At 48.7% G+C, this 20558-nt stretch carries 20 protein-coding genes and 1 tRNA gene; 18 read left to right on the top strand and 3 right to left on the bottom strand.

Going from position 1 to position 20558, the window contains the following annotated elements:
* Positions 1–10: 10 nt before the first annotated feature.
* The 3 genes from RGU75_RS00875 to RGU75_RS00865 all read right to left on the bottom strand — a co-directional run bounded on the left by RGU75_RS00875 (position 11) and on the right by RGU75_RS00865 (position 2639).
* Positions 11–703: a glutathione binding-like protein gene (locus tag RGU75_RS00875; protein WP_322232379.1), complete on the bottom strand. Its 693-nt coding sequence runs from the start codon at positions 701–703 to the stop codon at positions 11–13.
* Positions 704–766: 63 nt separating this feature from the next.
* The gene (locus tag RGU75_RS00870) at positions 767–1978 is read right to left on the bottom strand and encodes a pyridoxal phosphate-dependent aminotransferase (RefSeq protein WP_322232378.1); all 1212 of its coding nucleotides are present in this window, start codon (positions 1976–1978) and stop codon (positions 767–769) included.
* A gap of 217 nt (positions 1979–2195) precedes the next feature.
* Positions 2196–2639 (bottom strand): putative toxin-antitoxin system toxin component, PIN family, encoded by a 444-nt coding sequence (locus tag RGU75_RS00865; RefSeq protein ID WP_322232377.1) that lies wholly within the window; start codon positions 2637–2639, stop codon positions 2196–2198.
* A gap of 58 nt (positions 2640–2697) precedes the next feature.
* Here RGU75_RS00865 and yaaA point away from each other — a divergent pair, with 58 nt between their 5' ends.
* The 18 genes from yaaA (at position 2698) to nuoN (ending at position 20557) form a co-directional block, all read left to right on the top strand.
* Complete coding sequence (gene yaaA / locus RGU75_RS00860) at positions 2698–3474, top strand: peroxide stress protein YaaA (RefSeq protein ID WP_322232376.1); 777 nt, start codon at positions 2698–2700, stop codon at positions 3472–3474.
* A 171-nt stretch (positions 3475–3645) separates the two neighbouring features.
* Positions 3646–4392 carry a triose-phosphate isomerase gene (tpiA, locus tag RGU75_RS00855; protein ID WP_322232375.1) on the top strand — a complete coding sequence of 249 codons (747 nt, stop codon included), beginning with the start codon at positions 3646–3648 and terminating at the stop codon, positions 4390–4392.
* 198 nt (positions 4393–4590) lie between these two features.
* Positions 4591–5028, top strand: a complete 438-nt coding sequence (gene secG / locus RGU75_RS00850; RefSeq protein ID WP_322232374.1) for a preprotein translocase subunit SecG — start codon at positions 4591–4593, stop codon at positions 5026–5028.
* Positions 5029–5112: 84 nt separating this feature from the next.
* A tRNA-Leu gene (locus RGU75_RS00845) sits at positions 5113–5197 on the top strand.
* 158 nt (positions 5198–5355) lie between these two features.
* Complete coding sequence (locus RGU75_RS00840) at positions 5356–5715, top strand: NADH-quinone oxidoreductase subunit A (protein ID WP_108439673.1); 360 nt, start codon at positions 5356–5358, stop codon at positions 5713–5715.
* Between the two features lie 3 nt (positions 5716–5718).
* Positions 5719–6195, top strand: a complete 477-nt coding sequence (locus RGU75_RS00835; protein WP_014005578.1) for a NuoB/complex I 20 kDa subunit family protein — start codon at positions 5719–5721, stop codon at positions 6193–6195.
* Positions 6196–6204: 9 nt separating this feature from the next.
* The gene (locus tag RGU75_RS00830) at positions 6205–6801 is read left to right on the top strand and encodes an NADH-quinone oxidoreductase subunit C (protein ID WP_322232373.1); all 597 of its coding nucleotides are present in this window, start codon (positions 6205–6207) and stop codon (positions 6799–6801) included.
* Complete coding sequence (locus tag RGU75_RS00825) at positions 6801–8054, top strand: NADH-quinone oxidoreductase subunit D (RefSeq protein ID WP_322232372.1); 1254 nt, start codon at positions 6801–6803, stop codon at positions 8052–8054. Before RGU75_RS00830 ends, RGU75_RS00825 begins: the two co-directional genes overlap by 1 nt.
* Before the next feature lie 230 nt (positions 8055–8284).
* Entirely contained in the window at positions 8285–8788 is a 504-nt protein-coding gene (nuoE, locus tag RGU75_RS00820) for an NADH-quinone oxidoreductase subunit NuoE (protein ID WP_322240141.1), read from the top strand.
* Positions 8785–10080 carry an NADH-quinone oxidoreductase subunit NuoF gene (nuoF, locus tag RGU75_RS00815; protein WP_322232371.1) on the top strand — a complete coding sequence of 432 codons (1296 nt, stop codon included), beginning with the start codon at positions 8785–8787 and terminating at the stop codon, positions 10078–10080. The genes nuoE and nuoF overlap by 4 nt, the downstream gene beginning before the upstream one ends.
* A gap of 123 nt (positions 10081–10203) precedes the next feature.
* Positions 10204–12552 (top strand): NADH-quinone oxidoreductase subunit NuoG, encoded by a 2349-nt coding sequence (nuoG, locus tag RGU75_RS00810; RefSeq protein ID WP_322232370.1) that lies wholly within the window; start codon positions 10204–10206, stop codon positions 12550–12552.
* Positions 12552–13619, top strand: coding sequence for an NADH-quinone oxidoreductase subunit NuoH (gene nuoH, locus RGU75_RS00805; protein ID WP_322232369.1), 1068 nt, complete (start codon positions 12552–12554; stop codon positions 13617–13619). The genes nuoG and nuoH overlap by 1 nt, the downstream gene beginning before the upstream one ends.
* 17 nt (positions 13620–13636) lie before the next feature.
* The gene (gene nuoI, locus RGU75_RS00800; protein WP_205321414.1) at positions 13637–14125 is read left to right on the top strand and encodes an NADH-quinone oxidoreductase subunit NuoI; all 489 of its coding nucleotides are present in this window, start codon (positions 13637–13639) and stop codon (positions 14123–14125) included.
* An 81-nt stretch (positions 14126–14206) separates the two neighbouring features.
* Positions 14207–14836, top strand: coding sequence for an NADH-quinone oxidoreductase subunit J (locus RGU75_RS00795; RefSeq protein ID WP_322232368.1), 630 nt, complete (start codon positions 14207–14209; stop codon positions 14834–14836).
* Between the two features lie 12 nt (positions 14837–14848).
* A complete protein-coding gene (nuoK, locus tag RGU75_RS00790) occupies positions 14849–15157 on the top strand; it encodes an NADH-quinone oxidoreductase subunit NuoK (RefSeq protein WP_168055397.1) in 309 nt (102 codons plus the stop codon).
* Positions 15158–15384: 227 nt separating this feature from the next.
* The gene (gene nuoL / locus RGU75_RS00785) at positions 15385–17448 is read left to right on the top strand and encodes an NADH-quinone oxidoreductase subunit L (protein WP_322232367.1); all 2064 of its coding nucleotides are present in this window, start codon (positions 15385–15387) and stop codon (positions 17446–17448) included.
* Positions 17449–17475: 27 nt separating this feature from the next.
* Entirely contained in the window at positions 17476–18966 is a 1491-nt protein-coding gene (locus RGU75_RS00780) for an NADH-quinone oxidoreductase subunit M (protein WP_322232366.1), read from the top strand.
* 79 nt (positions 18967–19045) lie between these two features.
* Positions 19046–20557 (top strand): NADH-quinone oxidoreductase subunit NuoN, encoded by a 1512-nt coding sequence (nuoN, locus tag RGU75_RS00775; protein ID WP_322232365.1) that lies wholly within the window; start codon positions 19046–19048, stop codon positions 20555–20557.
* Position 20558 lies beyond the last annotated feature (1 nt).

Here is a 20558-nt window from a genome sequence, read left to right as displayed (position 1 = left end):
CTGTCGGCAGTTATCTTTTTTCGTACTGTTGATTGCCGAATAAAATGCTACGCTCTTTGTCGCCCGTCAACGGCTTACGTAAGTCAGCCAGCACTTCCACGCCGCGGATAACGGCAGGGCGTTGACTGATGGTGTTGAACCATTTTTCCACATGTGGAAAATCACTCAATTCGACGCCTTGATTTTTCCATGAACGCAGCCACGGGAAAGTCGCCATATCGGCGATGGTATATTCGCTCCCGGCCAGATAGGCGTTGGTAGCCAGTTGTTTATCGATGACACCGTACAGGCGTTTGGCTTCGTTGGTATACCGATCAACGGCGTATGCGATTTGGTCCGGTGCGTACATGCGGAAGTGATGCGCCTGTCCTAACATGGGACCCACGCCGCCGACCTGAAACATAAGCCATTCCAATGTCTTAAATCGTTCCCGATCAGTATTACCGAGGAATTGGCCTGTCTTGCTGGCAAGATAAAGCAAAATAGCGCCAGATTCAAATATCGAAATCGGTTCGCCATCGGGACCTTCCTCATCAACGAGGGCAGGAATTTTATTATTAGGAGAAATCGATAAAAAGTCTGGAGTGAACTGGTCGCCAGCGCCAATATCGATAGCGTGTACGCGATAAGGCAATCCACATTCTTCCAGCATAATATGTATTTTATGACCGTTAGGTGTTGGCCAGCTATAGACGTCTATCATCAATATTTCCTTTGCGGGGTGATCAATCGGTGTGAGCAATGCGTAAGTGTTAACTGTCAAACTTTAAATGGTTTTTAGTCGTTGCAGCGCCTTATGCAGGGTTTCATCTTGTTTCGCAAAACAAAAGCGCACGATGCCGGATTGACGTGGCGTCGAGTAAAAAGCGGACACAGGAATCGCAGCAACGCCAATTTCACTAGTTAACCAGCTCGCAAATTCCACCTCACTTGTGGAGGAAATTGCGGAGTAATCCACGCACTGAAAATACGTGCCATCAGAAGGTAATAATTTGAAGCGAGAATCTTGTAAGCCAGTCCGAAATAAATCACGCTTGCGCTGATAGAAGGCGGACAGTTCCAGATAGGGCGCTGGATTCTGCATATACTGTGCAATCCCATACTGGACAGGCGTATTGACCGTGAAAACGTTGAATTGATGCACTTTGCGAAATTCCGCAGAGAGGGCAACGGGTGCTGCAACGAAACCAATTTTCCAGCCCGTAACGTGATAGGTTTTGCCGAAGCTCGACACAATAAAAGCGCGCGCGGCCAGCTCAGGATGACGGCTGATCGATTCGTGCGTCAAGCCGTCATACACCATGTGTTCATAGACTTCATCCGATAAGATCAGAATGTCGGTGTCGCGTACGATGTCTGCCAATGCTGCTATATCAGTGGCGCTCAGCACGCTGCCGGTGGGATTGTGCGGAGAGTTGATCATAATGAGCCGGGTGCGTGGACTCACCGCTGCCGCGACGTTATCCCATGGCACAGCGTATCCGTTTGCGCCGAGTGTCATTTGTACAAAGACCGGTTTGCCGCCAGCCAATTCAATGGCTGGCACGTAGCTGTCATAAGCCGGCTCGATGACAATCACTTCATCGCCGGTGTGGACCGCACACATAATGGCCGTCAGCAAACCTTGGGTGGCGCCCGCAGTGACGGTGATTTCAGTGGCCGGATCATAACTATGCCCGTGCAGTTTTTTGATCTTCTCAGCGATGGCTGATCGCAGTGAAGGTATACCCACCATTGGAGGGTATTGGTTCAGGCCATTCTTCATGGCCTCGCTAACGGCGCCGACCAGCGCAGGATCACAATTAAAATCGGGGAAACCCTGGCCTAAGTTGACCGCATTTTTTTCAATCGCAAGCGCTGACATGGTTGTGAAAATGGTGGTGCCAACGTTAGGTAGTTTTGACCGCAACGTCGGAACGGTGGCGTTTAGGGAGGTAAGAGGTGCCGTAAATGCGGCAACATTGGGCAGCTTGGTCATGAGTTTTTATGATGAGGTATCGACGATAACAGATGCGGCTGTGGTTAATTTTCCGAGAGCCATCCAGCAGTGCGATGCCGGTCCGCACTTGTACTAGTTTCATCGGGAAATTTTGACAAACACATGAAATTTTTTTAAATATTTTGCTCGGCAACAGGTTTCTATAATTACATGCTTATTTTAGCGGTTTGTGGCCGAACTCATATAAGAAGCGTAATTACTGTTGCGGCAGTTGCCAACTCTGAGGGGGAATGATCGAAAAAAGTCCTAATTTAGCGGTCTTGCGAGCTAGCTTCAGGAGCGCTTTGTCCTTGGTAATGAGCGTTGTGGCGTGCGTATCTAGTGCCAATTCCAGAAATTTCTGGTCATCCGGGTCGGAGCAAATCGGTAATCGGATATCGGTGCGGGGAGATAGCGCCTCCGGCTCAACATATTTTATATATGTTTCGAACGCCAGGTTGAATCCCGGACGCGTCTCGTCGTTAATGGGCAGGTGCGAGTAATGCAAAACCAGTTGCCATTCCATGCGGCAGTCGGCACGCGTTACGGCTTCAACCTCGCCTGATTGAAGCGCTGCCATCAATGCTGACCAGCGTGGGTCACGGAAAACAAATAAATCTAAACAGACATTCGTGTCGATTACGATGCGCTTCGGTATCATTGGGAACAATTCTTTTCGGTATGTTTATTTTTTGAATACATGAGTACGGATATTATCTATGTTAATTGTTCTATCGCCTGCCAAGTCGCTCGATTACACCACGCCACCGACTACTGATCTACATACATTGCCAGATTTTATTTCGCGCTCGGCTGAATTGGTTGACGTGTTAAAAAAAATGTCACCCGCAGAAGTGGGCGGACTGATGCATATTTCCGATGCTCTTGCGCATCTGAATGCCACGCGGTTTTCCTCCTGGTCAACAAATTTCAGCAGCATTAATGCCAAACAAGCAATTTTGGCATTCAATGGTGACGTCTACGCAGGATTTGATGCCAACTCGTTGAACGCGAAACAATTGTCTTATGCACAAAGTCGCGTCCGTATTTTATCCGGGTTGTATGGCATGCTGCGGCCACTCGATCTGATGCAGCCTTACCGACTGGAAATGGGGACAAAACTGGCGAATCCTGGCGGCAAGAATTTATATGCATTTTGGCATGACACCGTAACACTTGGGCTAAATCAGGAGTTAGCCAAACTTAAAGCCGATGTCTTGGTCAATCTGGCATCGGATGAGTATTTTAAAGTGGTTCGACCCAAAGTCTTGGAGGCGAGTATCGTCGCACCGGTTTTTGAAGACTGGAAAAACGGTAAATATAAGATTATCTCCTTCTATGCGAAGCGCGCGCGGGGGTTGATGGCACGCTACGCGACCGTGAATAAAGTGACAGATCCAGAGCAATTGAAAGACTTTGATGTAGAGGGTTATCAATTTGCCGCAAAAGATTCTGATGCGGCGCGTTGGGTATTTCGACGCCGCCTCGCTGCTTAACCCATGGTGTTTATAGGCGCTTCCCTTCTATAAAGGTTGTAAATAAGCACGTTTCTCCTGTTTTTATGGATATCGATCAGTGAAAATAATGGGTAATAATCCTGTGGTTTGACCGCCTCGGTCCTCCCGCGTTAGAATGTCGGGTTATTAAAATAGTGGGCTTTGCCGATAATGCGTCGCAATCTCGTAGCTGGAAATTGGAAAATGAATGGCAGCTTAGCTGCCAACACGTCATTGCTGGCGGAACTGAAGGCTGGCCTTGGGGCGACTAATTGCGATATAGCAGTATGTGTGCCATCTCCGTATCTGGCCCAGTGCCAGGCCGCGCTTGCCGGAACAGCATTGGCTTGGGGCGCGCAGGATGTATCTGTTCATGCTTCCGGTGCCTATACGGGTGAGGTGGCGGCCTCTATGTTGATTGATTTTGACTGTAAGTATGTGATTGTCGGCCATTCCGAGCGGCGCGCGTATCATGGTGAGTCCAGCCAAATGGTGGCGCAAAAAACGTTGAGTGCGCTGCAGGCGGGTTTAACCCCGATTGTTTGCGTGGGTGAAACCTTGGCACAACGTGAAGCAGGACAAACCGATGCTGTAGTCGGTGAGCAGTTAGATGCCGTACTGGCACTGCTTGAGGTCTCTGCGATCAAGAAGATTGTGATTGCCTATGAGCCGGTATGGGCGATTGGGACGGGTAAAACAGCCACGCCGCAAATGGCGCAGGATGTCCATGCAGCTTTGCGGAGTAAAGTGTCGCTTAGGGACAGCGAATCTGCATCGGTTGTAAAGATTTTGTACGGCGGGAGCATGAAGCCCGATAACGCAGCCGAACTCATGGCAATGCCGGATATTGACGGTGGCCTGATCGGTGGTGCAGCATTGAAGGCAGCAGATTTTCTTTCTATTATTGCTGCGGCTTGAGCTTCGCACCGGTGAGACATCGATTCGCTCGTAATATCGATGTGACTTGCCGGTGTCAATAAGGCGGTAGGTCCACCAGCTATTGAACAGCTGATTAATAAGCTATTCATGCGGGTGCGGCGGAAATATAGTAGTGAAAAGCGCTAAAAGAATTAGATCGTAAAAAACAGAAGTATCTCTCCATTGGAAAATCATTAAATGAACTCAGTACTTACTATTATCGTTGTCGTTCAAGTTTTGTCGGCGTTAACGATTATCGGACTTGTCCTATTGCAGCATGGTAAAGGTGCCGATATGGGCGCAGCTTTTGGCTCGGGCGCTTCAGGTAGTTTGTTTGGAGCGACTGGCTCATCGAATTTTTTGTCAAAGTCGACGGGTTTGGCCGCGCTGATTTTTTTCTGTGCAACATTAGCTTTGGTTTATTTGGGTAGTCATCGCACTGCAGCAACTGGCGGTGTAATGGACAGTTTGCCAGCGGCATCCGCACCGGCGGCATCGATTCCATCGACTACGGTTCCTGTGCCAAATACAGCGGGTAGCGCGCCAGCGACACCGGCCGCAAGTGCGCCAGCGGCAGCGACAAATCCAGCTGCGGCAGGGCATAGTACCGACCCTTCGAATCAAATCCCTAAATAGTTTTAGTTTAGAACGTAATTACTGGGTTTTAATCAAATTGTGCATTGAACAAAAATGCGAAAACAGGTTAAAATATGCCCTTATGCCGACGTGGTGAAATTGGTAGACACGCTATCTTGAGGGGGTAGTGGCGAAAGCTGTGCGAGTTCGAGTCTCGCCGTCGGCACCAAGCTTTTAAAGTCAGCAAAGTTGTTCCTACGCTGGTTTGTTATCGAGGAACTAGTGATGGTAGATTCAAGCGGTTAAGTCTTATACGGATCGAATTAATCGGTATAAAACTTAACCTCACATCACTTTGCTAACCGTTCAAATTATTGGCGAAAAATCGTGAACCTCGAAAATTATTTCCCCGTCTTATTATTTATATTGATCGGTATTGCGGTTGGTGTTATGCCGCAATTGCTGGGTCGTATTCTTGGGCCACATCGGCCCGATGCTCAAAAAAATTCTCCATACGAATGCGGTTTTGAAGCATTCGAAGACGCGCGCATGAAGTTTGATGTGCGGTATTACCTTGTCGCCATTTTGTTCATTTTGTTCGATCTGGAAACTGCCTTTTTCTTCCCTTGGGGTGTCGCTATGCGAGATCTCGGCTGGGCTGGCTTCATCACGATGATGGTATTCATCGCTGAATTTGTTGTCGGCTTCTGGTACATATGGAAGAAGGGCGCGCTGGATTGGGAGTAAATCATGTCAATTGAAGGTGTATTGAACGAAGGATTTGTCACCACTACGGCTGATAAACTCATTAACTGGACGCGTACCGGTTCCTTGTGGCCGATGACGTTTGGTTTGGCTTGTTGTGCAGTCGAGATGATGCACGCCGGAGCCTCGCGCTACGACATGGATCGTTTCGGCGTTATTTTTCGCCCATCGCCGCGCCAGTCGGATGTCATGATCGTCGCAGGAACGCTCTGTAATAAGATGGCACCTGCGTTACGTAAGGTTTACGACCAAATGCCGGAGCCTCGTTGGGTTATTTCAATGGGTTCGTGTGCAAACGGTGGTGGTTACTATCATTACTCCTATTCAGTAGTGCGTGGTTGTGATCGTATTGTACCTGTTGATATCTACGTTCCCGGCTGCCCTCCGACTGCTGAAGCCCTGCTGTACGGCATCATTCAGCTGCAAAACAAGATTCGCCGCACCAATACGATTGCGCGCTAAGAGAACCGAATGACGACGAAATTAGAAACCCTTGAAGCAGCTGTGCGTAATGCGCTAGGCGACGATCTTCAAAGTCTGACTGTTGCCTTCGGCGAGGTCACCATTATCGTCAAGGCGTCGAATTATTTGTCGGTCATGCGCGTACTACGTGATCATGCCGATACGCGCTTTGAAGAGTTGATCGATTTATGCGGCGTTGATTACTCAACGTACGGTGATGGGGTGTGGGACGGTGCACGTTTTGCTGCCGTTTCGCATTTGCTGTCCCTCGAACATAACTGGCGCTTGCGCGTGCGTGTATTTGCGCCCGATGATGAGTTGCCTATTCTGTCATCTTTGACAGGTATTTGGTCTGCTGCTGACTGGTACGAACGCGAAGCATTCGATTTCTTCGGAATCCTGTTCGAAGGTCATAACGATTTACGTCGTATTTTGACCGACTACGGATTTATCGGTCATCCGTTCCGCAAAGATTTCCCTGTTTCTGGCTACGTTGAGATGCGTTATGACCCAGAGCAAAAGCGCGTAATTTATCAGCCTGTTACGATAGATCCGCGTGAAATCACGCCGCGCGTGATTCGCGAAGAAAATTACGGGATCAAATAATGGCAGAAATCAAGAATTACACGCTGAACTTCGGTCCGCAACATCCTGCTGCGCATGGTGTTTTGCGCCTCGTGCTGGAGTTGGATGGCGAGGTTATTCAGCGTGCCGATCCGCATATTGGTTTGTTGCACCGCGGAACTGAAAAACTGGCAGAGCAAAAAACCTATTTGCAATCGGTTCCTTACATGGATCGTCTCGACTACGTGTCGATGATGTGTAATGAGCACGGATACGTGATGGCTATCGAGCGCTTACTAGGCCTCGAAGTGCCTTTGCGTGCGCAATACATCCGCGTCATGTTCGATGAAATAACCCGTTTGTTGAATCACTTGATGTGGATCGGCGCGCATGCATTGGACGTCGGCGCAATGGCAGTATTGTTGTATGCATTCCGCGAACGTGAAGATTTGATGGACTGTTATGAAGCAGTTTCCGGCGCACGGATGCATGCCGCTTACTATCGTCCCGGCGGTGTGTATCGCGATCTGCCTGACCAAATGCCGCAGCATAAAGCATCGATTGTTCGTAACGCAAAAGCCATCAAGGCCTTGAATGAAAACCGCCAGGGTTCAATGCTGGATTTCATTGAGGATTTCACAGCCCGTTTTCCTACATACGTTGACGAATACGAAACCTTGCTGACGGATAATCGTATTTGGAAACAGCGGCTGGTTGGCGTCGGTGTTGTCTCACCAGAGCGCGCCAAAGCCATGGGTTTCACGGGTCCAATGTTGCGCGGATCTGGTATCGAATGGGATTTGCGCAAGAAGCAACCCTACGAAGTTTATGATCTACTGGATTTTGATATTCCAGTCGGTAAGAACGGCGATTGTTACGATCGCTACCTTGTACGCGTCGCAGAAATGCGTCAGTCAAACCATATTATCAAGCAGTGCGTAGAATGGTTGCGAAACAATGATGGTCCGGTGATGACGACTAATCACAAAGTGGCACCATCTTCTCGCGTTGACATGAAATCGAACATGGAAGAGTTGATTCATCACTTCAAACTCTTCTCTGAGGGATTCCACGTGCCGCCGGGTGAAGCCTACGCTGCCGTTGAACATCCAAAAGGTGAGTTTGGTGTGTACATTGTTTCCGATGGGGCCAATAAGCCATATCGTCTGAAAATTCGTGCACCCGGCTTCCCGCATTTGCAAGGTTTGAATGAGATGGCTAAGGGCCACATGATTGCGGATGCCGTCACTATTATCGGAACGCAAGATATTGTGTTTGGAGAAATTGACCGCTAAGGATTGACTTTTGGATACCTAAAAAACAGTACGAATGAACTTGGTTTTGTTTGAAGATGTTGGCAGCCCGCAGAAGTACGGAAGTGCTGTGAGCATCACAAAAGCGAATTCGGTTTGTTTGGCAGATTTTTAGAAGTTTCCAATAGCGAGTACATGTTTTCGTGAGTGTGGTGCGCTTTACAGCACTCGCCGTGAATTTACCAATAACCAGCGCAGATCACCGCGTACGAATGGCCAACAACATGTTGTTAAGTCAAGATACATACAAAAAAATTGATCGCGAGGTAGCGAAGTTTCCTACCGACCAAAAACAGTCGGCAGTAATGGCTGCATTGGCGATTGCGCAGGATGAAAAAGGCTGGCTGTCGCCAGAACTGATGCATGACATCGCCGATTATCTCGAGATGCCGGCTATCGCGGTGCAGGAAGTCGCGACCTTTTATAACATGTACAACACCAAGCCGATCGGTAAACATAAGATCACGATTTGCACCAATTTGCCTTGTCAGTTGTCCGGCGGCGAAAAAGCAGCGGCACATCTTAAGCACAAATTAGGTATCGACTATCGCGAAACCACCGCAGACGGCCAGTTCACGCTGATGGAAGGTGAATGCATGGGCGCTTGTGGTGATGCGCCGGTGCTATTGGTTAACAACAAGCGCATGTGCAGCTGGATGTCGAACGATAAGATCGATGGCTTGCTAGCGGAATTGACCGAATCGAGCCCAAAATGACCAGTCTGCATAATCGACATATCAATCCATTGATCCTTGCAGATCTCGACGGTGACAACTGGCATTACGAAGATTATGTTAAACGCGGTGGTTACTCTGCGTTGAAGCGCATTCTGAATGACGGTATCACGCCGGAACAAATTATTGCAGAACTAAAAGCGGGATCGTTGCGTGGTCGTGGCGGCGCTGGTTTTCCGACAGGTTTGAAGTGGAGTTTTATGCCACGTCAGTTCCCCGGTCAAAAATACCTGGTCTGTAACTCGGACGAGGGCGAGCCTGGCACGTTTAAAGATCGCGACATTATTCGCTACAATCCGCACGCATTGATTGAAGGTATGGCGATTGGTGCGTTTGCGATGGGTATCACCGTCGGCTACAACTATATACACGGTGAAATTTGGGCTGGCTATGCGCGTTTCGAAGAGGCGCTGGATGAAGCACGCGCTGCGGGCGCACTGGGTGACAAAATATTCGGAAGCGCTTTCAGCTTCCAGTTGCATGCGTTCCATGGTTATGGCGCTTACATTTGCGGTGAAGAAACCGCATTGCTCGAGTCGTTGGAAGGTAAAAAAGGGCAACCGCGCTTTAAGCCACCGTTTCCAGCCAGCTTTGGTATGTACGGCAAACCGACGACCATTAATAACACTGAAACATTTGCGGCAGTCCCTTTTTTGCTCAATATGGGCGGCGCAGCATATGCCGGACTAGGTAGGCCAAATAACGGCGGTACCAAGATTTTCTCGATTTCGGGCGATGTTGAATTGCCGGGCAACTATGAAGTGCCTTTGGGCACGCCATTTGCCAAGTTGTTAGAACTCGCTGGTGGTATGCGTGGCGGTAAAAAAATCAAAGCGGTGATTCCCGGCGGTTCGTCTGCTCCTGTGATACCTGGTAGCGTCATGATGGATACCGATCTTGATTATGACGCCATTGCAAAAGCGGGGTCAATGCTCGGTTCTGGCGCAGTGATCGTGATGGACGATACACGTTGCATGGTCAAGGCTTTACAACGATTGTCATACTTCTATTTTGAGGAGTCGTGCGGGCAATGTACGCCATGCCGCGAAGGTACCGGTTGGCTATATCGACTGGTTCATCGGATTGAAAATGGCGAGGGTCGTCCAGAGGATATCGATCTGCTCGATACTGTCGCGGGCAATATCATGGGCCGCACGATTTGCGCGCTTGGTGATGCAGCAGCGATGCCGGTACGCGGTTTTCTGAAGCATTACCGTGAAGAATTCGAGTATCACATTGAGCATAAGCATTGCCTGGTGCCAGCGTATGTTTAAAGGGCGGCGCTAAAAATTTACTGCGCGACCATATGACACTATTGATTGAGTGAAATTATGTGTGTTTGTGATGGCGTAATTCAAAACAGTAAGCAAAATACTTAGGCAAGAAAAGCAAAAGCCATGGTCGAAATCGAAATAGACGGCAAAAAAGTGGAAGTCCAAGAAGGCAGCATGGTAATGGATGCTGCCAATAAAATTGGTACTTACATTCCCCATTTTTGTTATCACAAAAAACTCTCCATTGCGGCTAACTGCCGCATGTGTCTGGTCGAGGTAGAAAAAGCACCGAAGGCCTTGCCTGCTTGCGCTACACCAGTAAGCGCCGGCATGATCGTGCGCACTGCAAGCGACAAAGCAGTCACAGCGCAAAAGAGCGTGATGGAATTCCTGCTCATTAACCACCCGCTTGATTGCCCAATTTGCGATCAGGGTGGCGAATGCCAATTGCAGGATTTGGCGGTTGGATACGGCAAATCTTCCTCCCGCTACGAAGAAGAAAAACGGGTAGTGTCTCCCAAAGATGCTGGTCCACTGATCTCCATGCAGGAAATGACACGTTGCATCCAATGCACCCGCTGCGTACGTTTCGGCCAGGAAATTGCTGGCGTCATGGAGTTCGGCATGGTGGGTCGCGGGGAACATTCCGAAATCACGACCTTTGTTGGTAAGACTGTTAACTCTGAACTGTCCGGCAATATGATCGATCTTTGCCCGGTTGGCGCGTTGACTTCCAAGCCATTCCGTTACAGCGCTCGTACCTGGGAACTGTCGCGTCGGAAATCAATTAGCCCGCATGATGGCCTTGGTGCCAATCTGATCGTCCAGGTTAAGTCGGGCAAAGTGATGCGCGTGCTGCCTTTAGAAAACAATGATGTCAATGAGTGCTGGTTGTCCGACAAAGACCGCTTCGCTTATGAAGGGTTGAACAGCGCCGAGCGCTTGACCAAGCCGATGTTGAAGCAAGACGGCAAGTGGCAGGAAGTTGAATGGCAAACGGCCTTGGAATACGTGGCGCATGGTTTGCGTAATGTCCGCCATGAACACGGTGCTAATGCGATTGCCGCGTTGGGCACGCCGTATTCAACGTTGGAAGAACTCTCTCTGCTGCAGAAAGTTGTGCGTGGACTTGGTTCAGAAAATATCGATTTCCGTACCCGTCAGTCAGACTTCGCTCTGGATGGCAAGGTCTCACCTTGGTTGGGTATGTCGATCAACGAATTCGCTGACCTTGATCGGGCGTTCGTGATTGGCTCGTTCCTGCGGAAAGATCATCCGTTATTATCGGCACGGCTACGTTTGAGTGTGAAGCGCGGCGGCAAGTTGAGCATTCTGCACGCCACTGATGATGATTTGCTGATGCCCGTCGCTAATAAGATCATCGCCGCACCGTCCGCATGGCTGGCTATGCTTGGTGAGGTTGTGGTAGCGGTTGCACAAGCAAAAAGTATTGCCATACCTTCGGGTTTTGAGAATATTGCGCCATCGGCGAGTGCAAAACAAACTGCCACAAGTTTATTGTCAGGTACTTCGAAAGCAGTGTTACTCGGTAACGCGGCTGCGCAGCATCCACAAGCGTCACAATTGCATGCGGCCGCTCAGTGGATCGCGCAACAAACTGACGCCAGGTTTGGTTATATGACCGAGGCAGGGAACACAGTTGGTGGTTATCTGGCGCAGGCCATCCCTGCGGTTGGCAAAGGTGCCAATGCCCAAGAGATGTTTGCTTCACCACGCAAGGCCTATGTTTTATTAAATGTTGAGCCTGAGTTGGATAGTTTTAATCCGCAAGTCGCGCGTGCTGCACTCAATCAGGCTGAAATGGTTGTGGTTTTATCGGCGTATAAGCACGCTACAGATTATGCCGACGTCTTGTTGCCCATTGCCCCATTTACCGAAACTTCCGGCACCTTCATCAATTGCGAGGGACGCGCCCAAAGCTTCAATGGCACGGTGCGACCATTGGCGGATGCAAGACCAGCTTGGAAAGTTTTACGCGTGTTAGGAAACTTGCTCAGTTTGCCCGGTTTTGACTACGATACTTCCGAAGCGATTCGTGTAGAAGTACTTGGCACCGATAATCTTGCAGAAGCAAATCTGCAAAGTCGTCTAAATAACATCTCTGATGTTGCATTGCAGCCAGTGTCGGCAGTCATCGCAGTCAGCGATGCTATTGAGCGTGTTGCAGATGTACCTATCTATTTCTCTGATGCGGTTGTCCGTCGCGCCTCATCGTTGCAAACAACTACCGATGCACAGGTGCCGCAAGCCTGGTTATCTGCGACGCTAGCCCAGAAAATGGGTATCGCAACGGGTGACCTGATTAAGGTGAAGCAAGGGCAGGGCGCTGCATCGTTGATGGCGGCAATAGATGTGGGCTTGCCCGAGAACGTGGTGCGCATAGCCGCAGGACATTCATCTACAAACGCATTGGGTGCGATGTTTGGTTCTATCAGCGTGGAGAAAGCGTGATGGATCATTTTATCGCGGCCATCAATGCGGCAGGTACCGACAATTTAGGTATGGTCTGGCCACTTATCTGGAGCATCGTCAAGATCGTTGTCATCGTTGTGCCACTATTGTTATGCGTGGCTTATTTGACCTATTGGGAACGCAAACTGATCGGCTGGATGCATATTCGCCTCGGCCCAAATCGCGTTGGTCCTTTCGGTTTGTTACAACCGATTGCCGATGCGCTGAAGTTGCTGCTTAAAGAAGTAACCTTGCCATCGCGTGCAAACAAATACCTCTTTTTTATTGCGCCGATCATGACCATCATGCCAGCGTTGGCAGCGTGGGCTGTGATTCCATTTGGTCCCGAAACAGTGCTGGCTAACGTCAATGCCGGTTTGCTATTCGTGATGGCGATTACATCGATGGAAGTCTACGGTGTGATTATTGCGGGCTGGGCGTCAAACTCTAAATACGCTTTCCTCGGCGCGATGCGTGCTTCGGCACAGATGGTGTCGTATGAGATTGCAATGGGTTTTGCGCTGGTGATCGTGTTGATGGTGTCCGGCAGCTTAAATCTGACAGATATCGTTATGGGACAAAGCAAAGGTTATTTCTACGATAAAGGTATTGGCTTCCTGTCGTGGAACTGGTTGTCTTTGTTGCCTGTATTCGTGATTTATTTTATTTCTGGAATTGCCGAAACAAACCGTCATCCGTTCGACGTGGTTGAAGGTGAGTCAGAAATCGTTGCCGGTCACATGATTGAGTACTCGGGAATGTCGTTCGCGATGTTTTTCCTGGCGGAATACGCCAACATGATCTTGATATCGATTCTCACAACATTGTTATTCCTGGGTGGTTGGGCATCTCCGGTGCAGTTTCTGGATTTCATCCCTGGATGGATTTGGCTCGGTGCGAAAACGTTCCTGGTTGTGTCGATGTTTATTTGGGTCCGTGCGTCTTTCCCGCGCTATCGTTATGACCAGATCATGCGCCTCGGCTGGAAAGTATTTATCCCTTTGACGCTCGCTTATCTGGTGATAGTCGCAGCCTGGATTCAAAGTCCGTGGAATATCTGGAAGTAATGGAAGGTTTATAGCAAATGGAAGCGATCAAGGATTTTTTCGGTAGCTTGATGCTATTGGAGCTGCTCAAGGGATTACGGCTAACCGGCCGTTATCTGTTCGCGCGCAAAATTACAGTGTTATTCCCTGAAGAGAAGACACCGCAGTCACCCCGATTTCGTGGTCTGCATGCGTTACGTCGTTACCCCAATGGCGAAGAGCGTTGTATCGCGTGCAAATTGTGCGAAGCAGTGTGCCCTGCGATGGCGATTACGATTGAGTCAGAGCAACGTGATGATGGATCGCGCCGTACTACGCGTTACGATATCGATCTGACCAAATGTATTTTTTGTGGTTTCTGCGAAGAGTCTTGCCCAGTCGACTCTATCGTTGAAACACATATTCTCGAATATCACGGCGAAAAACGCGGTGATCTGTACTACACCAAAGAAATGTTACTCGCAGTTGGTGATCGTTATGAACCCGAGATCGCCGCTGCCCGTGCTGCGGATGCTGCATACCGTTAATTGGTATTGCTCCCGGTTTTGAGGACGATTTATCCTCAAGCCTGAATTTAAAGCTTATTTAGCTGACTTTTTTGGTCGATTATGGAATTTAAGACATTCTTGTTCTACGCGTTTTCAGTGGTGTTGGTGATGGCCGCTTTACGTGTTATCACAGCGCGCAATCCAGTGCATTCAGCTTTATTTCTGGTGTTGGCGTTCTTCTCCGCAGCTGGTATCTGGATGTTGCTCAAGGCCGAGTTTCTGGCGATTGTGCTGGTCCTGGTGTACGTCGGCGCGGTAATGGTGCTGTTCTTGTTTGTCGTAATGATGCTGGATATTAATCTTGATAAATTACGAGAGGGATTTTGGGGTTACTTTCCACTAGCAGCAACGGTGGGTGTGATTATTGTCCTGGAAATGGCCGCGGTGTTACTGCGCGGGTTCTGGGCACCGGAAAGTGAAGTGCCCGCCATTTCCGCCAACATAGGCAATACTAAAGCGCTCGGCTTACTGATTTATACCCAATATGTTTATGCGTTTGAAATTGCAGCGGTAGTCTTATTGGTGGCAATTGTGGCTGCGGTTGCATTAACATTGCGCCGTCGTAAAGACACCAAAAGCATGGCTCCGCATGAGGCGGTCAAAGCGCGCAGTGGTGATCGGATTCGTCTGGTCAAGATGAAGTCCGAGCAGCGGCCATTCGATGCGCCACCGTCGCCAGAGAAAAAATAAGAGGAACGCAGCATGACTTTATCACTGTCACATTATTTGATCCTCGGCGCGATTCTTTTTGCTATCGCGATCGTGGGTATTTTTTTGAACCGAAAAAACATTATTGTCTTGCTGATGGCAATTGAATTAATGTTGTTGTCGGTGAATATTAACTTCATCGCCTTTTCGTATTATCTGGGCGATGCAGCTGGACAAATTTTCGTTTTCTTCATCATGACCGTGGCGGCAGCAGAAGCGGCGATTGGTTTGGCAATTCTGGTTGTGTTATTCCGTAATCTTGACACCATCAACGTAGAAGATCTCGATAGTTTGAAGGGTTGACGTATTGGCCGGAACGGCTTGAATAAGAATGTTAACCCGTGGCATGGAGCAATTGGTTTTGAACAGAAGATGTTCTGAAATAAGCGTTCGGAGGGTAAAGTTCTGGAGTCGTCGTTCAGGCAAAAGTGGCCGTTCATAAGTAAAACAAGTAACAGCGCACAGTACGGCGGATTGTGCGGCGTGCATATCGCGACCAAAGCGAACAACGAATAAAGATAAGGTTCATCATGGCGGGGCAACTTAACCCACAATTACTTCTGGCTGTACCGTTGGCACCTCTTGTAGGTGCAGCAATCGCAGGCTTGTTCGGAACGCGATTTTTTGGCAATGTAATCGGACGCAAGACTTCGCACACAGTGACGATTCTGGGCGTACTGATCGCGTTCATTATTTCAATCCAGACATTATTTGCAGTGATAGATGGTGCCTCATTCAATGGCACACTCTACACATGGATGACCGTTGGCGGCGTCAAGCTGGAAGTCGGATTTTTGATCGATAGTCTGACGGCAATGATGATGTGCGTTGTGACTTTTGTGTCGTTAATGGTGCATATTTATACCGTCGGATACATGAAGGATGATGCGGGCTACAACCGCTTCTTCTCTTATATTTCGCTATTCACTTTCTCGATGCTGATGCTAGTCATGAGCAACAACTTCCTTCAGTTGTTTTTTGGATGGGAAGCTGTGGGACTGGTGTCGTATCTGCTGATTGGTTTCTGGTACACCAAGCCGACCGCTATCGTGGCGAATATGAAGGCATTTTTGGTCAATCGCGTTGGTGACTTTGGTTTTATTCTTGGTATTGGCTTGTTGCTGGCGTATTCGGGTTCGATGAACTACACCGAAGTATTCGCGCAAAAAGGCGCCTTGGCACAACTGACACTGCCGGGCAGCAACTGGATGTTACTGACTGTCGCCTGTATCTGTTTATTTATTGGTGCAATGGGTAAGTCTGCGCAGTTCCCACTACACGTCTGGCTGCCAGATTCGATGGAAGGTCCGACGCCAATCTCTGCATTGATTCATGCGGCGACGATGGTGACAGCGGGTATTTTTATGGTGACACGTATGTCACCGTTGTTTGAGTTGTCAGACACGGCATTGTCGTTCATTCTGATCATCGGCTCGATCACTGCGTTGTTTATGGGTTTCCTTGGGATGATCCAAACCGATATCAAGCGCGTGGTAGCCTATTCAACGCTTTCGCAGTTGGGTTACATGACGGTCGCATTAGGCGCATCTGCCTACTCTGTTGCAGTTTTTCACTTGATGACACACGCATTCTTCAAAGCCCTATTATTCCTGGGGGCAGGTTCCGTGATTATTGGATTACATCATGATCAGGATATGCGCAACATGGGTGGCTTGCGCAAATACATGCCAATTACCTGGATCACGTCGTTGATCGGCTCGCTGGCATTGATTGGAACGCCATTTTTCTCAGGTTTCTACTCGAAAGACAGCATTATCGAAGCTGTAGAAGCAACGCATTTATATGGCGCCGGTTTCGCGAAATTCGCAGTGCTGGCGAGTGTCTTTGTGACCGCATTCTATTCTTTCCGTATGTATTTCATGGTGTTCCATGGTGAAGAGCGTTTCGGTAAGGCCCACCATCATGACGATCATCACGTTGATCATCACGATGAAAAAAACGCAGAAGTGGCGGACGATCATGCGCATCACGGCCTGGCACCGGGGCAAAAACCACATGAGTCTCCATGGGTAGTGACGGTCCCGCTGATTTTGCTGGCGATTCCTTCGGCGGTTATCGGTTTCTTCACGATCGAACCTATGTTGTACGGCAACTTCTTCAAAGGCGTAATCGTAGTCGATCAGGCGCATCACGCGATGGAAGAGCTACGTAACGATTTCCACGGCCCTGTTAGCACGGTCGTGCATAGCGTGACTTCAGCACCTCTATGGTTGGCGATTGCTGGCGTGTTGGTCGCCTACTATTTTTATATGATCAATCCGCGTGTGCCTGCGATGATCAAGCAGAAGCTGCATCCGATTTTCGTGTTATTGGACAATAAGTACTACCTGGATAAATTCAACGATGTTGTCTTTGCTGGCGGTGCACGTTTAATTGGCCGTGGTTTGTGGAACGTTGGCGACCGCAGCCTGATTGATGGCTTGGTTGTGAATGGTAGCGCCAAGGCCGTCAACTGGTTCTCGAAAATTACCCGCCTTTGGCAGTCCGGTTACATCTATCACTATGCGTTTGTGATGATTATTGGTGTGCTGGGCTTCCTGGTTTGGTTCATGCCTTCTCCGTTTGCCAAATAAGTTGGCGAAGTAAAGTAAATAATAACCATGATTCAGTCAACTTTCCCTCTTCTTAGCCTCGCGATCTGGTGCCCGATCGCGTTTGGTGTGCTCGTCCTGGCAATTGGTCGCGACGATAATCCGCAAATGGTTCGATGGCTATCGCTATTCGGCGCGCTGGTCAGTTTGGCCGTCACGGTGCCATTGATAACACATTTCGATAACAGCTTCCACGGCATGCAGTTTGTCGAGAAAGCTGCCTGGATTACACGGTTCAACATTAACTACTTTGTCGGAATTGATGGCCTGTCGCTGTGGTTTATACCTTTGACTGCCTTCATTAACGTAATGGTGATTATTTCTGCCTGGGAAGTGATTCAAAAGCGGGTCGCACAATATATGGGAGCGTTTCTCATATTGTCGGGTGTCATGATCGGCGTATTTTGTGCGCTTGACGGTATGTTGTTCTACGTATTCTTTGAAGCAACGTTAGTGCCGATGTTCATTATCATCGGTATATGGGGCGGTGCTAATCGCGTTTATGCGGCGATCAAGTTCTTCCTGTACACGTTCTTCGGATCGCTGTTGATGCTGATCGCTTTGCTTTATTTATACTTCGTCTCCGGTGGCAGTTTCGATATTTTGACGTGGCATCAAGTGCCGTTATCGATGTCCGCGCAGATCTATATTTTCCTGGCTTTCCTGATGGCGTTTGCAGTTAAAGTACCGATGTGGCCAGTGCACACGTGGTTGCCAGATGCACACGTCGAAGCGCCTACCGGTGGTTCTGTCGTGTTGGCCGCCATCATGCTGAAGCTGGGCGGTTACGGCTTCCTGCGTTTCTCGCTACCAATCGCACCCGATGCAAGTCACTATCTTTCTGGCTTTATGATCACGCTGTCGCTAATTGCTGTGATCTACATCGGATTAGTGGCATTGGTTCAAAATGATATGAAGAAGTTAGTGGCATATTCGTCTATCGCCCACATGGGTTTCGTCACTCTTGGTTTCTTCTTGTTTAATGATATGGCAGTGCAGGGCGGTATCGTACAGATGATTTCCCATGGTTTCGTCTCTGGTGCAATGTTCCTTTGTATCGGTGTGATGTATGACCGTTTGCATACGCGTGAGATTTCTCAGTACGGCGGCTTGGTCAACATGATGCCGCGTTTTGCCGCATTATTTGTCTTGTTCTCACTAGCCAATAGTGGCTTGCCAGGCACTTCCGGTTTTGTTGGTGAATTTATGGTGATCCTGGGTGCTGTAAAGGCCAATTTCTGGATTGGTCTTCTGGCGGCAACTGCATTAATTCTAGGTGCTGCGTATTCGTTGTGGTTGGTCAAGCGTGTGGTATTTGGTGTTATTACCAATCCACACGTCAATGAAATGAGCGACCTTAATAAACGTGAGTTCTTTATGCTCGGGTTATTGGCGATTGCTGTTATTGCGATGGGGTTATATCCAGCGCCGTTTGCTGATGCGATGCAAGTCTCGGTGGCTGACCTGTTAAAGCATGTTGCCATGACCAAACTGAACTGATGACATCATGTCCTTAAGCAGAAATAAAAACGCGATTCGTGCGCGATTAGTAACAGTGAAAAAAATAAGCGGCAAATAAATGAATAATATAAATCTGATCCCTGTTTATCCAGAAATATTTCTGCTGATTGCGACCTCCGCAATCTTGCTGATTGATATGTTTATCTCGGATGCCAAACGTCACATCACTTATTATTTGACCTTGCTGGTGTTAGTGGTCTGCTTTGGACTGACACTGGTTGATTTCAATGGGGGTGCGACGGCTTATACCTTTCACAATATGTTTGTGAGTGATCCTTTAGCGCATCTACTGAAGCTTTGTTCTTATATCGCCGTGTTCGTTACGCTAGTCTATTCGCGCCAATACATCGGCGACCGCGAGATGGTCAATAATCATCTTGGTGGCGAATTTTATCCATTAGCGTTATTCGCTTTATTGGGGCAGATGGTCATGATATCAGGGAATAATTTCCTGATTATTTACCTCGGTTTAGAACTGATGTCGTTGTCTTTGTATGCGTTGGTGGCATTACGCCGTGATAATGCCAGTGCGACTGAGGCAGCGATGAAATACTTTGTACTTGGCGCGATGGCCTCGGGATTTCTTTTGTACGGTATGTCGATGTTGTATGGCGCGACCGGTTCACTGGATCTGATTGAAGTTACTCGTGCCATCGCTGGTGGCGGTACTGAAACCCAACACAACACATTGGTGTTCGGCGTGGTGTTTCTGGTCGCTGGCCTTGCATTTAAGCTGGGTGCTGTGCCATTCCATATGTGGGTTCCGGATGTCTACCAAGGTGCACCGACTGCTGTGACGCTACTGTTAGGTGGCGCACCAAAATTGGCCGCATTTGCCATTTGTTTCCGTTTGCTGGTAGAAGGTTTGTTATTGTTGGCGGTTGACTGGCAACAAATGCTGATGGTCCTTGCGATATTGTCGATGGCGATTGGTAACATTACCGCAATTGCGCAAACCAATATTAAGCGGATGCTGGCGTACTCAACGATTTCGCACATGGGCTTTTTGTTACTCGGCTTATTGTCGGGTGTGGTTGACGGCAATATGTATTCTGCTACCAGTGCTTACAGCGCTGCATTGTTTTACGCAATCACCTACGTACTGACTACGCTCGGCACTTTTGGCGTCATCATGTTGATGGCACGCTCTGGATTTGAAGCTGAAAATATCGATGACTTCAAGGGTCTTAATCAACGGAGTCCGTGGTTTGCTGCGATCATGCTGTTGTTGATGTTGTCCCTCGCAGGCGTTCCACCTTTGTTAGGTTTCTTCGGTAAATTATCGATCTTGCGTGCGGTACTTGGTACTGGCCAAGTCTGGCTGTCAATCGTGGCTGTGTTGTTCTCATTGATCGGTGCTTATTATTATTTGCGTGTGATCAAAGTGATGTATTTCGATGATGCGCAGGATACGTCTAAAATCGAAGCTCACGGAGACGTGCGTGTGTTGTTGAGTCTGAATGGCCTTGCAGTATTAGTACTCGGAATTTGGCCCGGATTTTTGATGGATATCAGTCAAGCTGCAATCGTTCGCTCTCTGGCCAGTTTTGTTGGCCGCCTGACGTCGTAAT

It is taken from the genome of Glaciimonas sp. CA11.2, assembly GCF_034314045.1.
Classification (GTDB): domain Bacteria; phylum Pseudomonadota; class Gammaproteobacteria; order Burkholderiales; family Burkholderiaceae_D; genus Glaciimonas.
Note: the sequence above shows the minus strand (reverse complement) of the source record. Positions and strands in the feature narration are given on the sequence as shown.